The sequence below is a fragment of the Pseudomonas sp. P4795 genome, assembly GCF_048822895.1.
Lineage (GTDB): Bacteria > Pseudomonadota > Gammaproteobacteria > Pseudomonadales > Pseudomonadaceae > Aquipseudomonas.
On the sequence record NZ_JBMFBT010000002.1, the window covers coordinates 588,684 to 606,230 of the forward strand.

Here is a 17,547-nt window from a genome sequence, read left to right on the forward strand (position 1 = left end):
CATGGGCTTTCGCCTGTCGAAGATCTACACCCGCACCGGCGACAAAGGCGAGACCGGCCTTGGCGACGGCCGCCGCGTACCCAAGGATCACCCGCGCATCGAGGCCATCGGCGAGGTCGATACGCTAAACAGTCAGGTCGGCGTGTTGCTGGCCGGGTTAATTGCCGAGCGTGAGACGTTCCCCGGATTGAACGAGCTGATTGATGTGTTGGCGCCGTGTCAGCATCGCTTGTTCGACCTTGGCGGTGAGCTGGCGATGCCCGAATATCAGGCGCTGAACGTTGCCGAGATCGAACGGCTGGAAGCGGCGATTGATTTGTGGAACGAAGAGTTGGGGCCACTGGAGAATTTCATTCTGCCGGGCGGGTCGATGCTGATTGCGCAGGCGCATGTGTGCAGGAGTCTGGCGCGCGGAGCCGAGCGTCGCTGCCAGCATTTGAATGCGCTGGAGCCGTTGGCCGGGGTGGGTTTGGCTTATATCAATCGGCTGTCGGATTTGTTGTTTGTGGCGGCGCGGTTGATTGCGCGGCGCCAAGGCATTGCAGAGATTCTTTGGCAGCCTGCGGCAAAACCTGCAGATAAATAGCGTCTGCACCGACGCCATCGCTGGCAAGCCAGCTCCCACAGGTTTTTTCGGTGAACACCAGTTTTGTGTATGACCGAGCATCCTGTGGGAGCTGGCTTGCCAGCGATGAGGCCAGTAGCCTCACTCAGGCCTTAGGCCAGAACGCGCGAATCCCCGCTACGCCCTGAGCACCAACGCCCCAAGCCTTCTCACGCTCCGCCGGGCCAACCCCACCCAACACAAACACTGGCTTGCTGAACCCTTCAATCAACGCCTGAGCCTGCTCCCAGCCCAACGACTGCGCTTCCGGATGAGTCAAGGTCGGTTGCACCGGCGACAGGGTGACGAAATCCACACCCATCTGCTCGGCCAGGGCCAATTCTTCAGCGTTATGGCAAGACGCTCCCAACCAGCGCCCGGCCGGCAGCGGACGACCCGCCGCCGCGTGCTTGCGCAGTTGCGCCGAGGTGATGTGCCAACCGGCGGAGGGGAAATCCCCGAGCCACTCGAATGGCCCTTTGATCATCAACTGTGCTTTACCGGCACACAGGCCCGCCGCATCCACCGCCAGGTCGCGGTACTTCGGATCGTAGCCGTTGGGTGCGCGCAGCTGGATCAGCTTGATTCCGTTAGCGATGGCTTTCTGGATACCGCGCAGCAATTCCGGGGTTTCCAGATCTTCCGGGGTAATCAGGTATTCGGCCGGCAAACGTGCAGCCGCGACGATTGGCTGATTGGCCGCCGGGAATTCATAGTCGCCCAGCGCGCGAGCGGTAACCCATGCCAGTGGCTGGCCTTCGGCACCGTGCGGCTCGCCGGTAAATTGCGAGACTTCCCAGACATCCAGCAACACCTGCTTGTCCGGGTAATCGTGCTGAACCTTGATCAGCGGCCGGGCAGCACCAACGACAATGCCCAGCTCTTCGTGCAGCTCACGGGCCAGCGCGGTTTCGACGGATTCGTCAGCTTCGACCTTGCCACCGGGGAACTCCCACAGACCGCCCTGATGCTGAGAGTCGGCACGGCGGGCGATGAGAATCTTGCCGCTGCTGTCACGAATGACGGCGGCGGCGACGTGTACACGTTTCACGGCTGCAATTCCTCCAGTCCGGCCTTCTGCCAGGCTTTGAAGGCCGGCCATTGGTAGATGGTTTCAACATAGGCTTCATCGACTGCCGGCAACTGCACTTGATAGGTGCGCAGGCGCACGGCAATCGGGGCGAAGAAGGCGTCGGCCAGTGTCGCGCGACCGAACAGGAAAGGCCCCGGTTCGTTGGCAGCGGCGCGGCATTCAGCCCACAACGCGAGCATGCGTTCGATATCGACCTTCACTTCAGGCGGTACCGGACTCAGCGGTGCATCGCGACTGAGGTCGAACGGCATGTGATTGCGCATGGCGAAGAAACCGGCGTGCATCTGCGCACAAGCCGACCGCGCCTGGGCACGCGCACCGATATCGGTTGGCCAGAGACCGGCAAACTGTTCCGCCAGATATTCGGCAATCGCCAGCGAATCGGCGACGGTGCCGTGTGCGGTTTTCAGCAGCGGCACTTTGCCGGTCGGCGAATGCTTGAGCAGTTTCTCGCGGGTGTCGGGCTTGCCGAGTTTGATCAGTTCTTCGGTGTAGGCAGCGCCGGTCAGCTCAAGTGCCAGAGCCGCGCGCAGAGACCAGGAGGAAAGCAGTTTGTCGCCGATGATCAGGTGCAGGCTCATGGTTGGATGCCTTTTTGACAGAGTAACAAGCCAGAATCTCTAGCGTTTGTTCGTGCGTCATCGCGGGCAAGCCCGCTCCCACAGTGATCGCGTCGTACACATGATTTACTTAGAACGCGAAACCTGTGGGAGCGGGCTTGCCCGCGATGGGGTCCACTCGGTCTTACGTTCGGTACTCGGCGTTGATCTTCACGTATTCATGCGACAGGTCGGTGGTCCAGATGGTTTCGCTGCACTCGCCACGACCCAGCTCTATGCGGATGGTGATTTCTTCCTGCTGCATCACCGCCGAGCCCTGGGCTTCGGTGTAGGTCGCGGCGCGCGCGCCACGGCTGGCGATGCACACGTCGCCAAGGAACACGTCGATCTTGCTCACGTCCAGATCCGGCACACCGGCACGCCCGACTGCAGCCAGAATACGGCCCCAGTTCGGATCGGAGGCGAACAGCGCAGTCTTGATCAACGGCGAGTGCGCCACGGTGTAGCCGACGTCCAGGCATTCCTGGTGATTGCCGCCGCCATTCACTTCAACCGTCACAAACTTGGTCGCGCCTTCGCCGTCACGCACGATGGCCTGAGCGACGTCCATGCACACTTCGAACACTGCCTGCTTGAGCTTGGCGAACAGCTCGCCTTCCGCGCGGGTGATTTCCGGCAGCGCAGCCTTGCCCGTGGCAATCAGCATGCAGCAGTCGTTGGTCGAGGTGTCGCCGTCGATGGTGATGCGGTTGAACGACTTGTTAGCGCCATCAAGGATCAGGCTGTGCAGCACGTCGCGGGCGACTTTGGCGTCGGTGGCGATATAGCCAAGCATGGTCGCCATGTTCGGACGGATCATGCCGGCGCCTTTGCTGATGCCGGTGACAGTGATGGTCACGCCGTCGTGCTGGAACTGGCGGCTGGCGCCCTTCGGCAGCGTGTCGGTGGTCATGATGCCGGTGGCGGCAGCTTCCCAGTTGTTTTCCGACAGGTCATCCAGCGCCGCCTGCAGCGCGCCTTCGATCTTCTCGACCGGCAGCGGCTCGCCGATCACACCGGTGGAGTACGGCAGGATCTGCTCAGCAGCAACCCCGGTCAGCTCGGCCAGTTTGGCGGTGGTGCGCTCGGCGGCGGCCAAGCCCGGTTCGCCGGTGCCGGCGTTGGCATTGCCAGTGTTGGTCAGCAGGTAACGCACGGCATTCTGCACGCGCTGCTTGGCGAGAATCACCGGCGCTGCGCAGAACGCGTTCAAGGTGAACACGCCCGCGACGGTGGAGCCTTCGGCGCAGCGCATCACGACGACATCTTTGCGCCCCGGGCGCTTGATGCCGGCCGAGGCGATACCGAGTTCAAAACCGGCAACCGGGTGCAACGTTGGCAAAGGACCAAGACCAACAGCCATGAATGCGCTCCTTACTCAATGATGTCAGCACCGCCAATCAAAGCGGTGGTGATTTAAATGGCAAAACGCCGCGACGGCTGGTGCCGGTCGCGGCGCGGGTATTTCAGCGATTGGAACGGGTTTTACTGGATCTGCCCGTGGCAATGCTTGAATTTCTTGCCCGAACCGCAGTAGCACAGTTCGTTGCGGCCCTGGCGCTGTTCGGCACGCACCGGAGCAGTGGCGAGGGCCACATCGACCTCCTCACCAAGCAATTCCGGTTGCTCCAGACCTGGTGCTTCGGCGTGTTCGAACTGCATGCGCGCGGCCAGTGCTTCGGCTTCCTGACGCAGACGTTGTTCTTCTGCTTCCGGATCTTCGCGACGAACCTGAACGTGCGACAGCACACGGATCGAGTCGCGCTTGATCGAATCCAGCAGCTCGGAGAACAGCGTGAAGGATTCGCGCTTGTATTCCTGCTTCGGGTTCTTCTGCGCATAACCACGCAAGTGGATGCCGTGACGCAGATGATCCATGGTCGCCAGGTGGTCTTTCCACAGGTCGTCGAGTACACGCAGGACGATCTGCTTCTCGAACGAGCGCAGCGCGTCGGCACCGGCCTGATCTTCTTTCTCGTTGTACGCGGCCATCAGCTCGGTCATGAGCTTCTCGCGCAGGGTTTCTTCGTACAGGTGATCGTCTTCGTCGAGCCATTGCTGGATCGGCAGCGCCACACCGAAGTCGCTCTGCAGCGAAGCTTCCAGACCGGCGACGTCCCACTGCTCTGGCAGCGATTGCGGCGGAATGTGCGCGCTGACAGTCGCGTTGAGTACGTCCTGACGGAAGTCAGCGATGGTTTCGCCAATGTTGTCGGCGGCCAGCAACGTGTTACGCATGTGATAGATCACTTTACGTTGTTCGTTGTTGACGTCATCGAACTCGAGCAGTTGTTTACGAATGTCGAAGTTGCGGCCTTCAACCTTGCGCTGAGCCTTCTCGATGGCGTTGGTCACCATGCGGTGCTCGATCGCTTCACCGGACTGCATGCCCAGGGCTTTCATGAAGTTCTTCACCCGGTCAGAGGCGAAGATGCGCATCAGGCTGTCTTCCAGCGACAGGTAGAAGCGGCTGGAACCGGCGTCACCCTGACGACCGGCACGACCACGCAACTGGTTGTCGATACGGCGCGACTCGTGACGCTCGGAGGCGATCACCTGCAAGCCGCCGGACTCCAGCACTTGCTGGTGACGTTTCTGCCAGTCGGCCTTGATCTGGGCGATTTGCTCAGGGGTCGGGTTTTCCAGCGACGCGACTTCAACTTCCCAGTTGCCGCCCAACAGGATGTCGGTACCACGACCGGCCATGTTGGTAGCAATGGTCAACGCACCGGGACGACCGGCCTGCGCAATGATTTCGGCTTCTTTTTCGTGGAACTTGGCGTTCAGGACCTTGTGTTCGATGCCTTCCTTCTCGAGCAGACGTGACATGTGCTCGGAGGTTTCGATGGTCGCAGTACCCACCAGCACCGGACGGCCAGAGGCCATGCTTTCCTTGATGTCGTTGACGATCGCCGCGTACTTCTCTTCGGCGGTCAGGAACACTAGGTCGTTGTAGTCTTTACGCGCCAACGGCTTGTTCGGCGGAATGACCATCACGGCCAGACCATAGATCTGGTGGAATTCGAACGCTTCGGTGTCAGCGGTACCGGTCATGCCGGACAGCTTGTTGTACAGACGGAAGTAGTTCTGGAACGTGGTCGAAGCCAGAGTCTGGCTCTCGGCCTGGATGTTCAACTGTTCCTTGGCTTCGATGGCCTGGTGCAGGCCTTCGGACAGACGACGACCCGGCATGGTACGACCGGTGTGTTCGTCGACCAGTACCACCTGACCGTCCTGCACGATGTATTCGATGTTGCGATGGAACAGTTTGTGCGCACGCAGACCGGCGTAAACGTGGGTCAGCAGGCCCAGGTTGTGTGCCGAGTACAGGCTCTCGCCTTCGGCCAGCAGGCCGACGCCGGTGAGCATTTCTTCGATGAACTGGTGACCGGCTTCGTTGAGTTCGACCTGACGGGTCTTCTCGTCGATGGTGTAGTGGCCAGCCTTGGTGACTTCGCCTTCGACTTCTTCAACGTGCAGTTCCAGCTGCGGGATCAGTTTATTGATCTCCATGTACAGCTTGGAGCTGTCCTCGGCCTGACCGGAAATGATCAGCGGGGTACGTGCTTCGTCGATAAGGATGGAGTCGACTTCGTCGATCACGGCAAAGTTGAGTTCGCGCTGGAATTTTTCTTCCATGCTGAACGCCATATTGTCGCGCAGGTAGTCGAAACCGAATTCGTTGTTGGTGCCGTAGGTGATGTCAGCGGCGTAGGCAGCGCGCTTCTCTTCCGGCGGCTGGAACGGCGTCACGACGCCGACGGTCAGGCCGAGGAATTCATACAGCGGGCGCATCCAGTTGGCGTCCCGGCGGGCCAGGTAGTCGTTCACCGTCACAACGTGCACGCCCTTGCCGGACAGTGCGTTGAGGTAAACGCCCAGGGTTGCCACCAGGGTCTTGCCTTCACCGGTACGCATTTCGGCAATCATGCCTTCATGCAGGGTCATGCCGCCGACGAGCTGGACATCGAAGTGGCGCATGCCCATGACACGCTTGCCGGCTTCGCGGGCGACCGCAAAGGCTTCAGGCAGCAGTTTGTCGAGGGTTTCCCCTTTGGCGATGCGGGCCTTGAACTCGGCAGTCTTGGCACGCAATTGATCGTCCGAAAGGGCTACCATTTGCTCTTCGAAGGCATTGACGTGCTGGACCGTCTTGAGCATGCGTTTGACTTCACGCTCGTTCTTGCTTCCAAAAAGTTTCTTTAACAAAGGCGCAAACATATCGGCAGGATCTTCCACACTAAAGGGATGGAGGGCGGCCCCGTGAGTCGCCCGAGCAGCCCTCATGGCCGCATGCGAACGAGCATTCTACCCGGAAACGGTGGTGAGGAAAGTGGCGATGTTCCACGATACTGGCACGGCGCTGTTACGGGGCTCACTTAAAATAGGGGCGTTTTCTTCAACTTCAAGCTGTTTCAGAAAGAAGTTAGTCGTTGATTTAATGAGTAAACCGCCAGCAAAAGCAATGGGCGAGTGAGTTGGAGCCTTTCTGCTAACATGGCGACTCTGCAACTTCAGGTGTTCGATCATGGCATTCCGCCCTCTTACGGCCAGAGCACCCGCCGTTCTGCTGCGCGAAGCCCGGCCGCTTAAAGCCATCTTTGGTCATGCACAACGCCTCGGTCATCTGCAACGTCTGGTCGACAGTCAACTGCAACCTGCCGCTCGCGAACATTGCCTGGTGGCATCGTGGCGCGAAGGTCTGCTGCAACTGGTGGTGACCGACGGCCACTGGGCGACGCGCCTGCGCTACCAGCAAAAACGCCTGCAACGGCAATTGCAGATGTTCGACGAATTCGCCAATTTGACGCGAATCCAGTTCAAGGTGCGGCCGCCGACCCTACAACCGGGAGCGGCGACACACTCGATGGATCTGTCTACGGATGCGGCGGCGACCATTCAGTCCACCGCCGAAGGGATCAGTGATCCGAATTTGCGTGCGGCGCTTGAACGTCTCGCGGCACATGCCAAACCCAAATCCTGAAGCGCAAGATCAAAAGATCGCAGCCTTCGGCAGCTCCTACAAGGATTGCGTTTCATCCGCGGTAATCGGGTGAAATGCAATCCGTTGTAGGAGCTGCCGAAGGCTGCGATCTTTTGCTTTTAGCGGCGCTTGCTGCCGCCGAGCAATGAACCCATCAAACCGCGCACCAACTGTTTACCCAGCGAATTCGCCGCCTGGCGCATCGCCGACTTGAGCGCCTGCCCGGCCGCCGTGCCGAGGAATTCCCCGGCCTTGTCCGCCAGACTCGGTTCCTCAGCCGCCGGCTTACCCGGTGCCGCCTCGGCCTCCGGCGCCAGTCCTTTGCGCCCCATCAGGATTTCATAGGCCGACTCACGGTCAATCGGCTTGTCGTAACGGCCCTTGAACGGTGACCCGGCGATCAGCACTGTGCGCTCGGTTTCAGTCAACGGCCCGATCCGCGATTGCGGCGGCGCCACCAGCACGCGCTGGACCATCTCCGGCGTGCCTTTGTCCTGCAAGGTGCCGACCAGCGCCTCGCCGATGCCCAGTTCAGTCAGCACCGACAACGCATCGAACGCCGGATTCGGCCGGAAACCGTCCGCCACTGCGCGCAGGGATTTCTGCTCTTTGGCGGTGAACGCACGCAAGCCGTGCTGAATGCGCAGACCGAGTTGCGCCAGCACATCATCCGGCAAGTCGCCGGGTGACTGAGTGACGAAATACACGCCAACGCCTTTGGAACGAATCAAGCGCACCACTTGCTCCAGCCGCTCCTGCAATGCCTTGGGCGTATCAGCGAACAGTAAGTGCGCTTCGTCGAAAAACAGCGCCAGCAGCGGTTTGTCAGCATCGCCGCGCTCCGGCAGTTGTTCGAACAGTTCCGCCAGCAGCCATAGAAGGAAGGTCGCATAAACCTTCGGCGCTTCGTGCACCAGACGACTGGCATCGAGCAGATGAATCCGTCCACGCCCGTCAGCCGCCGGTTGCAGGATGTCTTCAAGTTGCAGCGCCGGTTCGCCAAACAAGGCTTCGGCGCCCTGCTGTTCCAGCGTCGCCAAGCGACGCAACAGCGCCTGACTGGAACCGGTGGTCATCAGCGCCGCATCCTCGCCGAGCATCTGCGGATTGTCCTTGAGGTGATTGAGCAGCGCCTTCAAGTCCTTCAGATCCAGCAGCAACAGCCCTTCGCGATCCGCCACTTTGAACGCCGCGTAGAGCGCGGCCTGCTGGCTGTCGGTCAACTCCAGCAGCGCACCGATCAGCAATGGGCCCATTTCGCTCAATGTCGTGCGTAACGGATGACCGGACTGCCCATGAATGTCCCACAAAGTCACCGGGTAGGCCTGTGGCTGATGATTGAGCCACGGCATGCCGGCGATACGCTCGGCGATCTTGCCCTGTGGATTACCGGCGGCGCCCAGGCCGCACAGGTCACCCTTGATGTCGGCGGCGAACACCGCCACTCCGGCGTCACTGAACGCTTCGGCCAGACGCTGCAAAGTGACGGTCTTGCCCGTACCGGTCGCGCCGGCCACCAGGCCATGACGGTTGGCCAGGCGCATGGCCTGGGCGATCGGTTGCCCGCCGAGATCGGCGCCGATGATGAGTTGCGATGAGTCAGGCATTTTGTCACCCAATGGTTAATCTTTGATCGAACATGGCCGATAGCTAAAGGTGAGAAACCAGATTGAAAACCAGTCGGACATTTCCCTAAGGAGAGACGGAAATATCAACTTGCTTTCACCCCTGCCCACATTGCGCGTCCTTATAAAAGCACGCCTTGGACAATAAGACCTTAGCGGAACCCCAAGCCATGAACAAAAACCTGCGCTTCAGCCATAAAATTTTGCTTGCCGCCGCTCTCATCGTCATTGCCGCCTTCGCCTCGTTCACGCTGTACAACGACTGGTTGCAACGCAACGCGATTCGCGAAGACCTGGACAATTACCTGACCGAGATGGGCGAAGTCACCGCCGACAACATCCAGACCTGGCTCAGCGGACGGATCCTGCTGATCGAGAACGCCGCACAGAATATCGCGGTCAACCCGGAATCATCCGTTGTCGCCAACCTGCTGGAACAGAAAGCCCTGACCTCGACGTTCATGGCTTCCTACCTGGGCGACGCCACGGGTCACTTCACCATCCGCCCGGACGTGAAGATGCCGGACGGTTTCGATCCACGCGTGCGTCCTTGGTATAAAGGTGCCGAATCCAGCAGCAGCCCGACCCTGACCGAACCCTACATCGACGCCGCCACCGGCCAGACCATCATTTCCATCGCCACCGCCTCGAAGAAAGCCGGCCAGAGCGTCGGTGTGGTGGGTGGCGATTTGAGCCTGCAAACCCTGATCGACACCCTCAGTGCCCGGGATTTCTCCGGCATGGGTTACGCCTTTCTGGTCAGCGCCGACGGCAAGATCCTTGTACACCCGGACAAGGCTTTGGTGATGAAATCACTCAAAGACGCCTATCCACAGGACACACCGCGCATCAGCAGTGACTTCAGTGAAGTCAGCGTCGACGGTAAAACGCGCATCGTGACCTTCACCGCGATCAAAGGCCTGCCGTCGGTAAACTGGTACATCGGTTTGTCGGTGGATAAAGACAAAGCCTTCTCGATGCTCAGCGAATTCCGCACCTCGGCGGTGATCGCCACGGTCATTGCAGTGGCGATCATCCTTGCCCTGTTGGGTATGCTGATCCGCATCCTGATCCAGCCGCTGCACGTGATGACCCGCGCCATGGAAGACATCGCCGACGGCGAAGGCGACCTGACCAAACGCCTGACCATCCAGAATCAGGATGAATTCGGCGTGCTCGGCACCGCGTTCAACCGTTTCGTCGAACGTATTCACGGCTCGATTCGGGAAGTGTCGTCGGCCACCGGACAGGTCAACGAAGTTGCTCTGCGGGTAGTCGCCGCGTCGAACTCGTCGATGTACAACTCCGACCAGCAAGCCTCGCGCACCAACAGCGTGGCCGCCGCGATCAACCAGCTCGGCGCCGCCGCCCAGGAAATCGCGCGCAACGCTGCACAAGCTTCGACTCAGGCCAGCGATGCGCGTGGTCTGGCGGAAGACGGCCAGCAAGTGGTGGATCGCAGCATCAAGGCAATGAATCAGTTGTCGAGCATGCTTAGCGCGTCGAGTAGCAACATCGAATCGCTGAACAGCAAAACCGTGAACATCGGCCAGATTCTTGAAGTGATCACCAGCATTTCCCAGCAAACCAACCTGCTGGCGCTCAACGCGGCGATCGAAGCAGCGCGCGCTGGTGAGGCTGGACGCGGCTTTGCGGTGGTGGCGGACGAAGTGCGCAATCTGGCGCATCGCACCCAGGAATCGGCGCAGCAAGTGCAGACCATGATCGAGGAGCTGCAGGTTGGCGCTCGCGAATCGGTGAGCACCATGAGCGAAAGCCAGCGTCACAGCCAGGACAGTGTGGAGATTGCCAACCTCGCCGGTGAGCGCCTGAACAGCGTGACCCAGCGGATTGGCGAGATTGACGGGATGAACCAGTCGGTGGCGACCGCGACCGAGGAGCAGACGGCGGTGGTTGAGTCGATCAATGTTGACATCACCGAGATCAATACGCTGAACCAGGAAGGGGTGGAGAACTTGCAGGCGACTTTGCGCGCATGTTCGGATCTGGAACAGCAGGCTTCGCGGTTGAAGCAGTTGGTGGGGAGTTTCCGCATTTAAGATCAAAATCAAGATCAAAAGCTCTCCCCCTCACCCCAACCCTCCCGAAACGTCGGACCGCCCCCAAGGGGGCGAGGGGGAAAGGGAGCAGATCTTCAAGCTGTTCAAAATCTGAGTTCGACTCAAGACTTTCAGGTCGATGTATTCATCCCAAACTCCACGGTCAGTCCCCTCTCCCTCCGGGAGAGGGCTAGGGTGAGGGGCTTGGCGTCCCAAAACCCACCACACCACCCTCTGGCACACCACAACCCGCCCATCCCGCCCCAAACCCCAACCGAACATCTATTCTGGATAAAGGTCAACCAAGGGAGATCAACCAGCGGAGGGATGTTCACCGTGCACATTGCCGACATCACCATGTTCTACGCCCCGGCCAGCGGCGGCGTGCGCACTTATCTGGATGCCAAGCATCGACGCCTGACCAGCAAACCCGGAATCCGCCACAGCCTGCTGATCCCCGGCGCACATCTGGCGGAACAGGACGGCGTGTACTCGGTTCCCGCGCCCGCCCTGCCGTTCGGTAAGGGTTATCGCTTCCCCCTGCGTCTGGCACCGTGGCGCAATGTGTTGCAGGATTTGCAGCCCGATCTGATTGAAGTCGGCGATCCTTACCTCACGGCGTGGGCCGCACTGGATGCGCGACGGCAACTGGATGTGCCGGTGATCGGCTTTTATCACTCCGATCTGCCGCTGTTGATCAGCAATCGAATGGGCCAGTGGGTCACGCCAAACATCGAGGCATATGTGCGCAAGCTCTACGGCAATTTCGACAGGGTGCTCGCGCCGAGCCGGGTCATGGCCGACAAACTGTCCGGGCTGGGCGTACGCAATGTGTTCGTGCAACCGCTGGGCGTCGATCTGCAAACCTTCCACCCAGACGCCCGCGATCCCGGCCTGCGCGCCGAGCTGGGCATCAGCGAGGACACGCACCTGCTGATCTTCGCCGGGCGTGGTTCCAAGGAGAAAAATCTGCCGGTGTTGCTCAAGTGCATGCAGCGCCTCGGCCCGCGTTATCACTTGCTATTGGTCGGCTCATCGATGCCGGCGGCGGTACCGGATAACGTCACTGTGATTGGAGAATTCTGCCCGGCCGCGCAAGTCGCGCGCCTGCTGGCCAGTGCCGATGCCTTGCTGCATGCCGGTGATCAGGAAACTTTCGGGCTGGTGATCCTTGAGGCCATGGCCTGCGGGATTCCAGTGGTAGCCGTCGCAGCAGGTGCGTTTGAAGAAATTGTCAGCGAAGACTGCGGCCTGCTCTGCGCGCCGAACAATCCGCAGGCGATGGCTAATGCCGTGCGTGAGTTGTTCAGTCGCGGCGCCGGACAAATGGGCCGTCAGGCGCGCCAGCACGTCGAACGGACTTACGCGTGGGACACGGTGGTCGACAGTTTGCTCGGGCACTATCACGCAGTGCTCGGCAATGCCCTGCCGCAGGTGGCCAATGGTTGAATCTGCCGAGCGGCGCGCCCTGTTGCTGGTGTTGCACGACGTTGCGCCCTCGACGTGGGCGGATTATCGGCCCTTCGTCGAAGCGGTCGACCAGTTGGGCGACGTGCCCATGACCTGGTTGGTAGTGCCAGACTTTCATCGCCGGAATGCACTCGGTGAGCACGCTGATTTCCGTCGTTTGCTCAGCGAACGCGTCCGCCGTGGCGATGAGTTGGCGCTGCATGGTTATTTCCATGACGACGACGGCCCGGCGCCAACCACACTTCGCGACTGGTTCATGCGGCGGATTTACACCCATGAAGGCGAGTTCTTCCAGCTGTCGCGCGAAGCCGCCCTCGCCCGCCTGCACGCCGGCATCGAAATCTTCCGCCAGTTCGACTGGCCGTTGCACGGCTTTGTCGCGCCGGCGTGGCTGATGAGCGACGGCACGCGCCAGGCCCTGCGCGAACTGCCACTGCGTTACACCAGTGACCCCCAACATATTTATCGCCTGCCGGACTTTGCCGCCATCGACGCCCCCGGACTGGTGTGGAGCGCCCGCAGCGCCTGGCGCCGAGGGTTGTCGAAGATCCTCAGTGATCAGCGCGCACAGCGTTGGCGTCAGGCACCGGTGATTCGCCTCGGCCTGCACCCGGTGGACATGCGCCACCCGTTCGCCCGAAACTATTGGCTGCAAACTCTTAAACGTCTGTTAGCCGAAGGCCGAGTACCGATGACCAAGATTGACTGGCTGGCGCAACAGCGCGAGCAATTGGAACGTGTCGCATGAGTCGCGGCATTCTGTTGCTGATCGGCCTGCTTGCGGCGGTGTTGATTCCGTCGTTGCTCGGCGGTGGCGAGACCTGGACTCGGCTGCGTGCCTTTCCGCTGTCGTGGCTGCTGATCATGTTCGGCATGATTCTGTTGTGCTGGGGCATCAACACCTTGCGCCTGCGTCTGCTGCTGGGTGATCAGCGCGAAAAGGTCACGCCACTGAAAAGCCTTGGCGTGGTGATGGCCGCCGAATTCGCCTACTGCGCCACACCCGGCGGCAGTGGCGGGCCGTTGACGATCATGGCGCTGCTGGCACGCAGCGGCGTGCGGCCGGCGCGCGGCAGTGCGGTATTTGCGATGGATCAGTTGAATGATCTGCTGTTCTTTCTCTGCGCCCTGAGCGGGATTCTGATTTACGCGTTGTTCCAGCACATCAGCGACCGCATGGAATGGCTGCTGATGGTCAGCGCGGTGTCGCTGTTCGGCGGTCTGTTCAGTTGTGTGCTGGTGGCGCGTTATCACCGTGCGCTGATTCGTTTGAGCGGCCGGCTACTGGCGCGGATCAACGTACAGCTCAACACCCGCCGGCGCTGGGCGCGCAAGTTGCTGCATTTTCTTGCGGCGTTCACCGACACACTGAAGTTGCCGTGGCAGACCTTGATCAAGGTGTTTGCCCTGACCTGCGTGCATTGGTTGCTGCGCTACAGCGTGCTGTATCTGGCGTTGCGCGGACTGGGCGCGGATTTGCAGTGGGCCTGGAGTTTTCTGATCCAGATGCTTTCGCTGGGGGCCGGGCAATTCAGTCTGTTGCCGGGCGGCGCGGGGGCGGCGGAGTTGACGTCGGCAGCGCTGCTGGCGCCGATGGTGGGCAGTTCGACCGCTGCGGCGGCGATTCTGATCTGGCGGGTGGTGACGTATTACTTCTATCTGCTGGTCGGCGGGCCGGTGTTTCTGTTGATGCTTGGGCGACCGTTGCTCAAGAAGTTGCTGAAGGTGCGTCAGGCTTAGGCGGGTCTTCGTTGAGTTGTTGCCACAACTCGGCGGCGCCGGGGAATTCGGTGCCGTCGTCCGGGGTCATGTCTTGCGGATCATAGCGACTGAGGCAACCTTCACCGAGGGTCGCAGGGGCTTTGGAGGTGGCTTTGTCCAGTGGATCGGTCATGGTCTATCTCCGCAAATCTGCGATCGTTGCCACGCGGTGCATGGCAACGACCCCGTCGACTATCAGAACACCACAGTCTTGTTGCCGTGCACCAACACGCGGTCTTCGAGGTGATAACGCAGACCACGGGCCAGCACCATTTTCTCGACGTCACGGCCGAAACGCACCATGTCTTCGATGCTGTCGCTGTGGCTGACACGCACCACGTCCTGCTCGATGATCGGGCCGGCATCCAGCTCTTCGGTCACGTAATGGCAGGTCGCGCCGATCAGCTTCACGCCACGCATCGACGCCTGATGGTACGGCTTGGCACCGACGAACGACGGCAGGAAGCTGTGGTGAATGTTGATCACCTTGTGCGCGTACTCGCTGCACAGCGCCGGTGGCAGGATCTGCATGTAGCGCGCCAGCACCACCACTTCGGCATCGTGCTGCTTGACCAGACGCGAGACTTCGGCGAACGCCGGTTCCTTGTCCTGCGGATTGACCGGGACGTGGTAGTAAGGAATGCCGTGCCACTCGACCATGCTGCGCAGGTCATCGTGGTTGGAAATCACGCAGGAGATTTCGCAATCCAGCTCGTCGCTGTGCCAGCGGTGCAGCAAGTCAGCCAGGCAGTGCGATTCGCGGCTGGCCATCAGCACCACGCGCTTTTTCTGCTCGGTGTCGGTGATGCGCCAGTCCATCGAGAACTCTTCGGCGATGGGTGCAAACTTCTCGCGCAAAGTCTCGATACCGAAAGGCAACGAGTCGGCACGAATTTCGTGACGCATGAAAAACCAGCCAACCTGATTGTCCGAATGGTGGCTCGCTTCGGTGATCCAGCCGTTGTGGGACGCCAGAAAGTTACTGACTTTGGCAACGATGCCAACGCGGTCCGGGCAAGAAATCACCAGCCGAAAGGTGCGCATGAGGGGGAAACTCCAGAACTTCGCAAAGGCCGCCATTCTAGCGACTGCGCAGCAAAACTGCAGTATTGATGCGCGCCAAGCCTTTGGCTGGCCTTGCTGAAGATTTTTTGACGGCGATCCACGCCAGAATGCTGGCGCAGCAATAGCCATGCGCGACCTACTCAATGTGAATATGTGTGAAGACTGCATCACATATTTAACTGAATATTCAATTCGAAGCTCTTTTACGTAACTAATTTAAATAAAAACCCCGGCTAAATGTTTACTTGATGAAACAGCCTGACTATTATTGCGGCACTGTCCCTGCCATCGCGCAAACCACACATAAGGTAGTAATCATGTCCTTGATCAACGAATATCGCGCCACAGAAGAAGCGATCAAAGAGCTGCAAGCCCGTTTGAAGAACCTGTCGCAAGACGACAAACTGCAAACCGAGCTGGAATTTGAAGGCAAACTGCGCACCCTGATGGGCGAATACTCCAAGTCGCTGCGTGACATCATCGCGCTGCTGGACCCAGAGTCCAAATCCAAAGCTCCACGTGGCGGCGCAGTAAAAACTACCGGCACCAAGCGTGCTCGCAAAGTTAAGCAGTACAAAAACCCGCACAACGGCGAAGTCATCGAAACCAAAGGTGGCAACCACAAGACTCTGAAAGAGTGGAAAGCCAAGTGGGGCGGTGACGTGGTTGAAGGCTGGGCTACCCTGCTGGGCTAAGCCGCACCCCTCGTCGCAGACTTGTCCGCGACGCAAAAGAAACGCCAGCAACGCTGGCGTTTTTTTATGCCTGAAATTCAGCCCCCTTCATATTCGAATTCAAAGGCTCAAACGTTTGCGCAATGCCTGAACATAATTGTCCCACTCATTGAGCACTGCACTTTGTGCAGGTGTCGCATTTGCCAGCCATTGCTGCGCGGCCTCTGCAAAAGAATCGAGGGTATTAGGTGCCCCCCATTCAGGTGCCGACAAACGCTGTCGACAAAAGATTCTCCAGCGCTCTTGCTCTGCAGAATTCAACGTATCCGCAAAGTTGCGTGCGCGATATCGAAAGAGTAATTCAGGCAAACGTTCGTCATCGAACGGCCATTGCTCTTGCGCTAATTGCTCAGGATCAGCCGTCCTCACTTGCTCACACAGACGCCGATCACGGTCACCAATAAATCCGTCATACAACTGTTGTTCCGGATCTTCGCTCTGGGTGAAATCTTCACGGGTATAAATCGCCGCGACTTTATCTTTCCAGATTGCCGGTGCGTCACTTAGTCGCAATGCCCGCGCCTGATACAGCGCCATATCCAGTCCAAGTCTTTGCTGATCGTCCGCCCGTAACACGGACAGCGGCGCCACCACCGGGCACTTGTTGATATGAATAAGTTTGAGCGGTACCGGTAATTCGCCTTCGGCCAGTTGCTCGCGACGGGTGTAGAGACGCTGGCGCAGGGTCTCCGCATCCAGATCGAGCAGCCCCTGCGGATCGAGGTGCAGATCGCAGACGATCAGTGCGTTTTTATTGCGCGGGTGCCAGGCCAGCGGCAACACCACGCCAACATAACTGCGCGCCGCCGAGAAGCGTCCGGAAATATGCACCATAGGCTGCAACAGGCGAATCTGATCCATGACCTTCTGCTTGCTGCGCAATTGAAACAGCCAGTCGTACAACTTGGGTTGTTTCTCGCGGATCAAGCGCGCCAAAGCGATAGTTGCGCGCACGTCCGACAGCGCTTCGTGAGCATGCCCGTGATCGATGCCATTGGCGGCAGTCAGGCGCTCGAGCTTGAGCGTGACCTTGCCTTCGTCATCCGTCGGCCACACCAAGCCGTCGGGGCGCAGCGCGTAAGCGGCACGCACCACATCGATCAGATCCCAACGGCTATTGCCGCTCTGCCACTCGCGGGCGTACGGATCGAAAAAATTGCGATACAGGCTGTACCGCGTCATCTCGTCGTCAAAACGCAAAGTGTTGTAGCCAGCACCGCAAGTGCCGGGGGTAGCGAGCTGGGCGTGAATGCGCGTCATGAAATCGGCTTCGCTCAAACCCTCGGCGGCCAGTCGGCTCGGGGTGATACCGGTGATCACACATGCCGCCGGGTGCGGCAGGATGTCTTCGCTGGGCTGACAATAGAGATTGACCGGCGTGTCGATCTCGTTGAGTTCGTGGTCGGTGCGAATCCCGGCGACCTGCAAAGGGCGATCGCAGCGCGGATTGATGCCGGTGGTTTCGTAGTCGTACCAGAAGATGGAAGTCACGGGCGGTTCCTGAACTGAAGATCGGCGAAGTCTAGGCGCTCGGGCGGTGTCGCGGCCAGCG

The 17,547-nt window shown here is 59.8% G+C and carries 16 protein-coding genes and 1 pseudogene; 8 read left to right on the plus strand and 9 right to left on the minus strand.

Features of this window, described 5'->3' with window-relative positions:
* The first annotated feature begins 1 nt into the window (after position 1).
* Positions 2 to 586 (plus strand): cob(I)yrinic acid a,c-diamide adenosyltransferase, encoded by a 585-nt coding sequence (locus tag ACOI8A_RS07255; protein ID WP_420646297.1) that lies wholly within the window; start codon positions 2 to 4, stop codon positions 584 to 586.
* A gap of 124 nt (positions 587 to 710) precedes the next feature.
* Here ACOI8A_RS07255 and ACOI8A_RS07260 read toward each other — a convergent pair whose 3' ends face one another.
* The 5 genes from ACOI8A_RS07260 to ACOI8A_RS07280 form a co-directional block, all read right to left on the minus strand.
* Complete coding sequence (locus tag ACOI8A_RS07260; protein ID WP_420646296.1) at positions 711 to 1,655, minus strand: Nudix family hydrolase; 945 nt, start codon at positions 1,653 to 1,655, stop codon at positions 711 to 713.
* The gene (locus ACOI8A_RS07265; RefSeq protein ID WP_420646295.1) at positions 1,652 to 2,278 is read right to left on the minus strand and encodes a glutathione S-transferase family protein; all 627 of its coding nucleotides are present in this window, start codon (positions 2,276 to 2,278) and stop codon (positions 1,652 to 1,654) included. The genes ACOI8A_RS07260 and ACOI8A_RS07265 overlap by 4 nt, the downstream gene beginning before the upstream one ends.
* Before the next feature lie 163 nt (positions 2,279 to 2,441).
* Positions 2,442 to 3,659: a bifunctional glutamate N-acetyltransferase/amino-acid acetyltransferase ArgJ gene (argJ, locus tag ACOI8A_RS07270; RefSeq protein ID WP_420646294.1), complete on the minus strand. Its 1,218-nt coding sequence runs from the start codon at positions 3,657 to 3,659 to the stop codon at positions 2,442 to 2,444.
* Positions 3,660 to 3,781: 122 nt separating this feature from the next.
* The gene (gene secA, locus ACOI8A_RS07275; RefSeq protein WP_420646293.1) at positions 3,782 to 6,517 is read right to left on the minus strand and encodes a preprotein translocase subunit SecA; all 2,736 of its coding nucleotides are present in this window, start codon (positions 6,515 to 6,517) and stop codon (positions 3,782 to 3,784) included.
* Positions 6,518 to 6,604: 87 nt separating this feature from the next.
* Positions 6,605 to 6,826 (minus strand): hypothetical protein, encoded by a 222-nt coding sequence (locus ACOI8A_RS07280; protein ID WP_420646292.1) that lies wholly within the window; start codon positions 6,824 to 6,826, stop codon positions 6,605 to 6,607.
* Between ACOI8A_RS07280 and ACOI8A_RS07285 the strand changes: the two genes are divergently transcribed.
* Positions 6,825 to 7,280, plus strand: coding sequence for a DUF721 domain-containing protein (locus ACOI8A_RS07285; protein ID WP_420646291.1), 456 nt, complete (start codon positions 6,825 to 6,827; stop codon positions 7,278 to 7,280). The two genes, ACOI8A_RS07280 and ACOI8A_RS07285, sit on opposite strands and share 2 nt — an antisense overlap.
* A 119-nt stretch (positions 7,281 to 7,399) precedes the next feature.
* Here the strand turns inward: ACOI8A_RS07285 and ACOI8A_RS07290 are convergent, their stop codons facing one another.
* Positions 7,400 to 8,887, minus strand: a complete 1,488-nt coding sequence (locus tag ACOI8A_RS07290; RefSeq protein WP_420646290.1) for a helicase HerA-like domain-containing protein — start codon at positions 8,885 to 8,887, stop codon at positions 7,400 to 7,402.
* Positions 8,888 to 9,075: 188 nt separating this feature from the next.
* Between ACOI8A_RS07290 and ACOI8A_RS07295 the strand changes: the two are divergent.
* The 5 genes and pseudogenes from ACOI8A_RS07295 to ACOI8A_RS07315 form a co-directional block, all read left to right on the plus strand.
* A pseudogene (locus ACOI8A_RS07295) lies at positions 9,076 to 10,107 on the plus strand (cache domain-containing protein); the annotation flags it as partial.
* A 93-nt stretch (positions 10,108 to 10,200) separates the two neighbouring features.
* Positions 10,201 to 10,965 carry a methyl-accepting chemotaxis protein gene (locus ACOI8A_RS07300; RefSeq protein ID WP_420646677.1) on the plus strand — a complete coding sequence of 255 codons (765 nt, stop codon included), beginning with the start codon at positions 10,201 to 10,203 and terminating at the stop codon, positions 10,963 to 10,965.
* 327 nt (positions 10,966 to 11,292) lie between these two features.
* Positions 11,293 to 12,414, plus strand: coding sequence for a glycosyltransferase family 4 protein (locus ACOI8A_RS07305; protein ID WP_420646289.1), 1,122 nt, complete (start codon positions 11,293 to 11,295; stop codon positions 12,412 to 12,414).
* Complete coding sequence (locus tag ACOI8A_RS07310) at positions 12,407 to 13,183, plus strand: DUF2334 domain-containing protein (RefSeq protein WP_420646288.1); 777 nt, start codon at positions 12,407 to 12,409, stop codon at positions 13,181 to 13,183. The genes ACOI8A_RS07305 and ACOI8A_RS07310 overlap by 8 nt, the downstream gene beginning before the upstream one ends.
* Positions 13,180 to 14,175, plus strand: coding sequence for a lysylphosphatidylglycerol synthase transmembrane domain-containing protein (locus tag ACOI8A_RS07315; protein ID WP_420646287.1), 996 nt, complete (start codon positions 13,180 to 13,182; stop codon positions 14,173 to 14,175). Before ACOI8A_RS07310 ends, ACOI8A_RS07315 begins: the two co-directional genes overlap by 4 nt.
* Here ACOI8A_RS07315 and ACOI8A_RS07320 read toward each other — a convergent pair.
* Together ACOI8A_RS07320 and purU are read right to left on the minus strand one after the other, a co-directional pair.
* On the minus strand, positions 14,144 to 14,329 hold the full coding sequence (locus ACOI8A_RS07320) for a hypothetical protein (protein ID WP_420646286.1): 186 nt from the start codon (positions 14,327 to 14,329) through the stop codon (positions 14,144 to 14,146). The two genes, ACOI8A_RS07315 and ACOI8A_RS07320, sit on opposite strands and share 32 nt — an antisense overlap.
* A gap of 62 nt (positions 14,330 to 14,391) precedes the next feature.
* A complete protein-coding gene (gene purU / locus ACOI8A_RS07325) occupies positions 14,392 to 15,240 on the minus strand; it encodes a formyltetrahydrofolate deformylase (protein ID WP_420646285.1) in 849 nt (282 codons plus the stop codon).
* Between the two features lie 338 nt (positions 15,241 to 15,578).
* On the opposite strand from purU, the gene mvaT reads away from it, so the two are divergent.
* Complete coding sequence (mvaT, locus tag ACOI8A_RS07330; RefSeq protein ID WP_007945872.1) at positions 15,579 to 15,956, plus strand: histone-like nucleoid-structuring protein MvaT; 378 nt, start codon at positions 15,579 to 15,581, stop codon at positions 15,954 to 15,956.
* Between the two features lie 99 nt (positions 15,957 to 16,055).
* Here mvaT and sbcB read toward each other — a convergent pair whose 3' ends face one another.
* Entirely contained in the window at positions 16,056 to 17,486 is a 1,431-nt protein-coding gene (gene sbcB, locus ACOI8A_RS07335; protein ID WP_420646284.1) for an exodeoxyribonuclease I, read from the minus strand.
* Positions 17,487 to 17,547 lie beyond the last annotated feature (61 nt).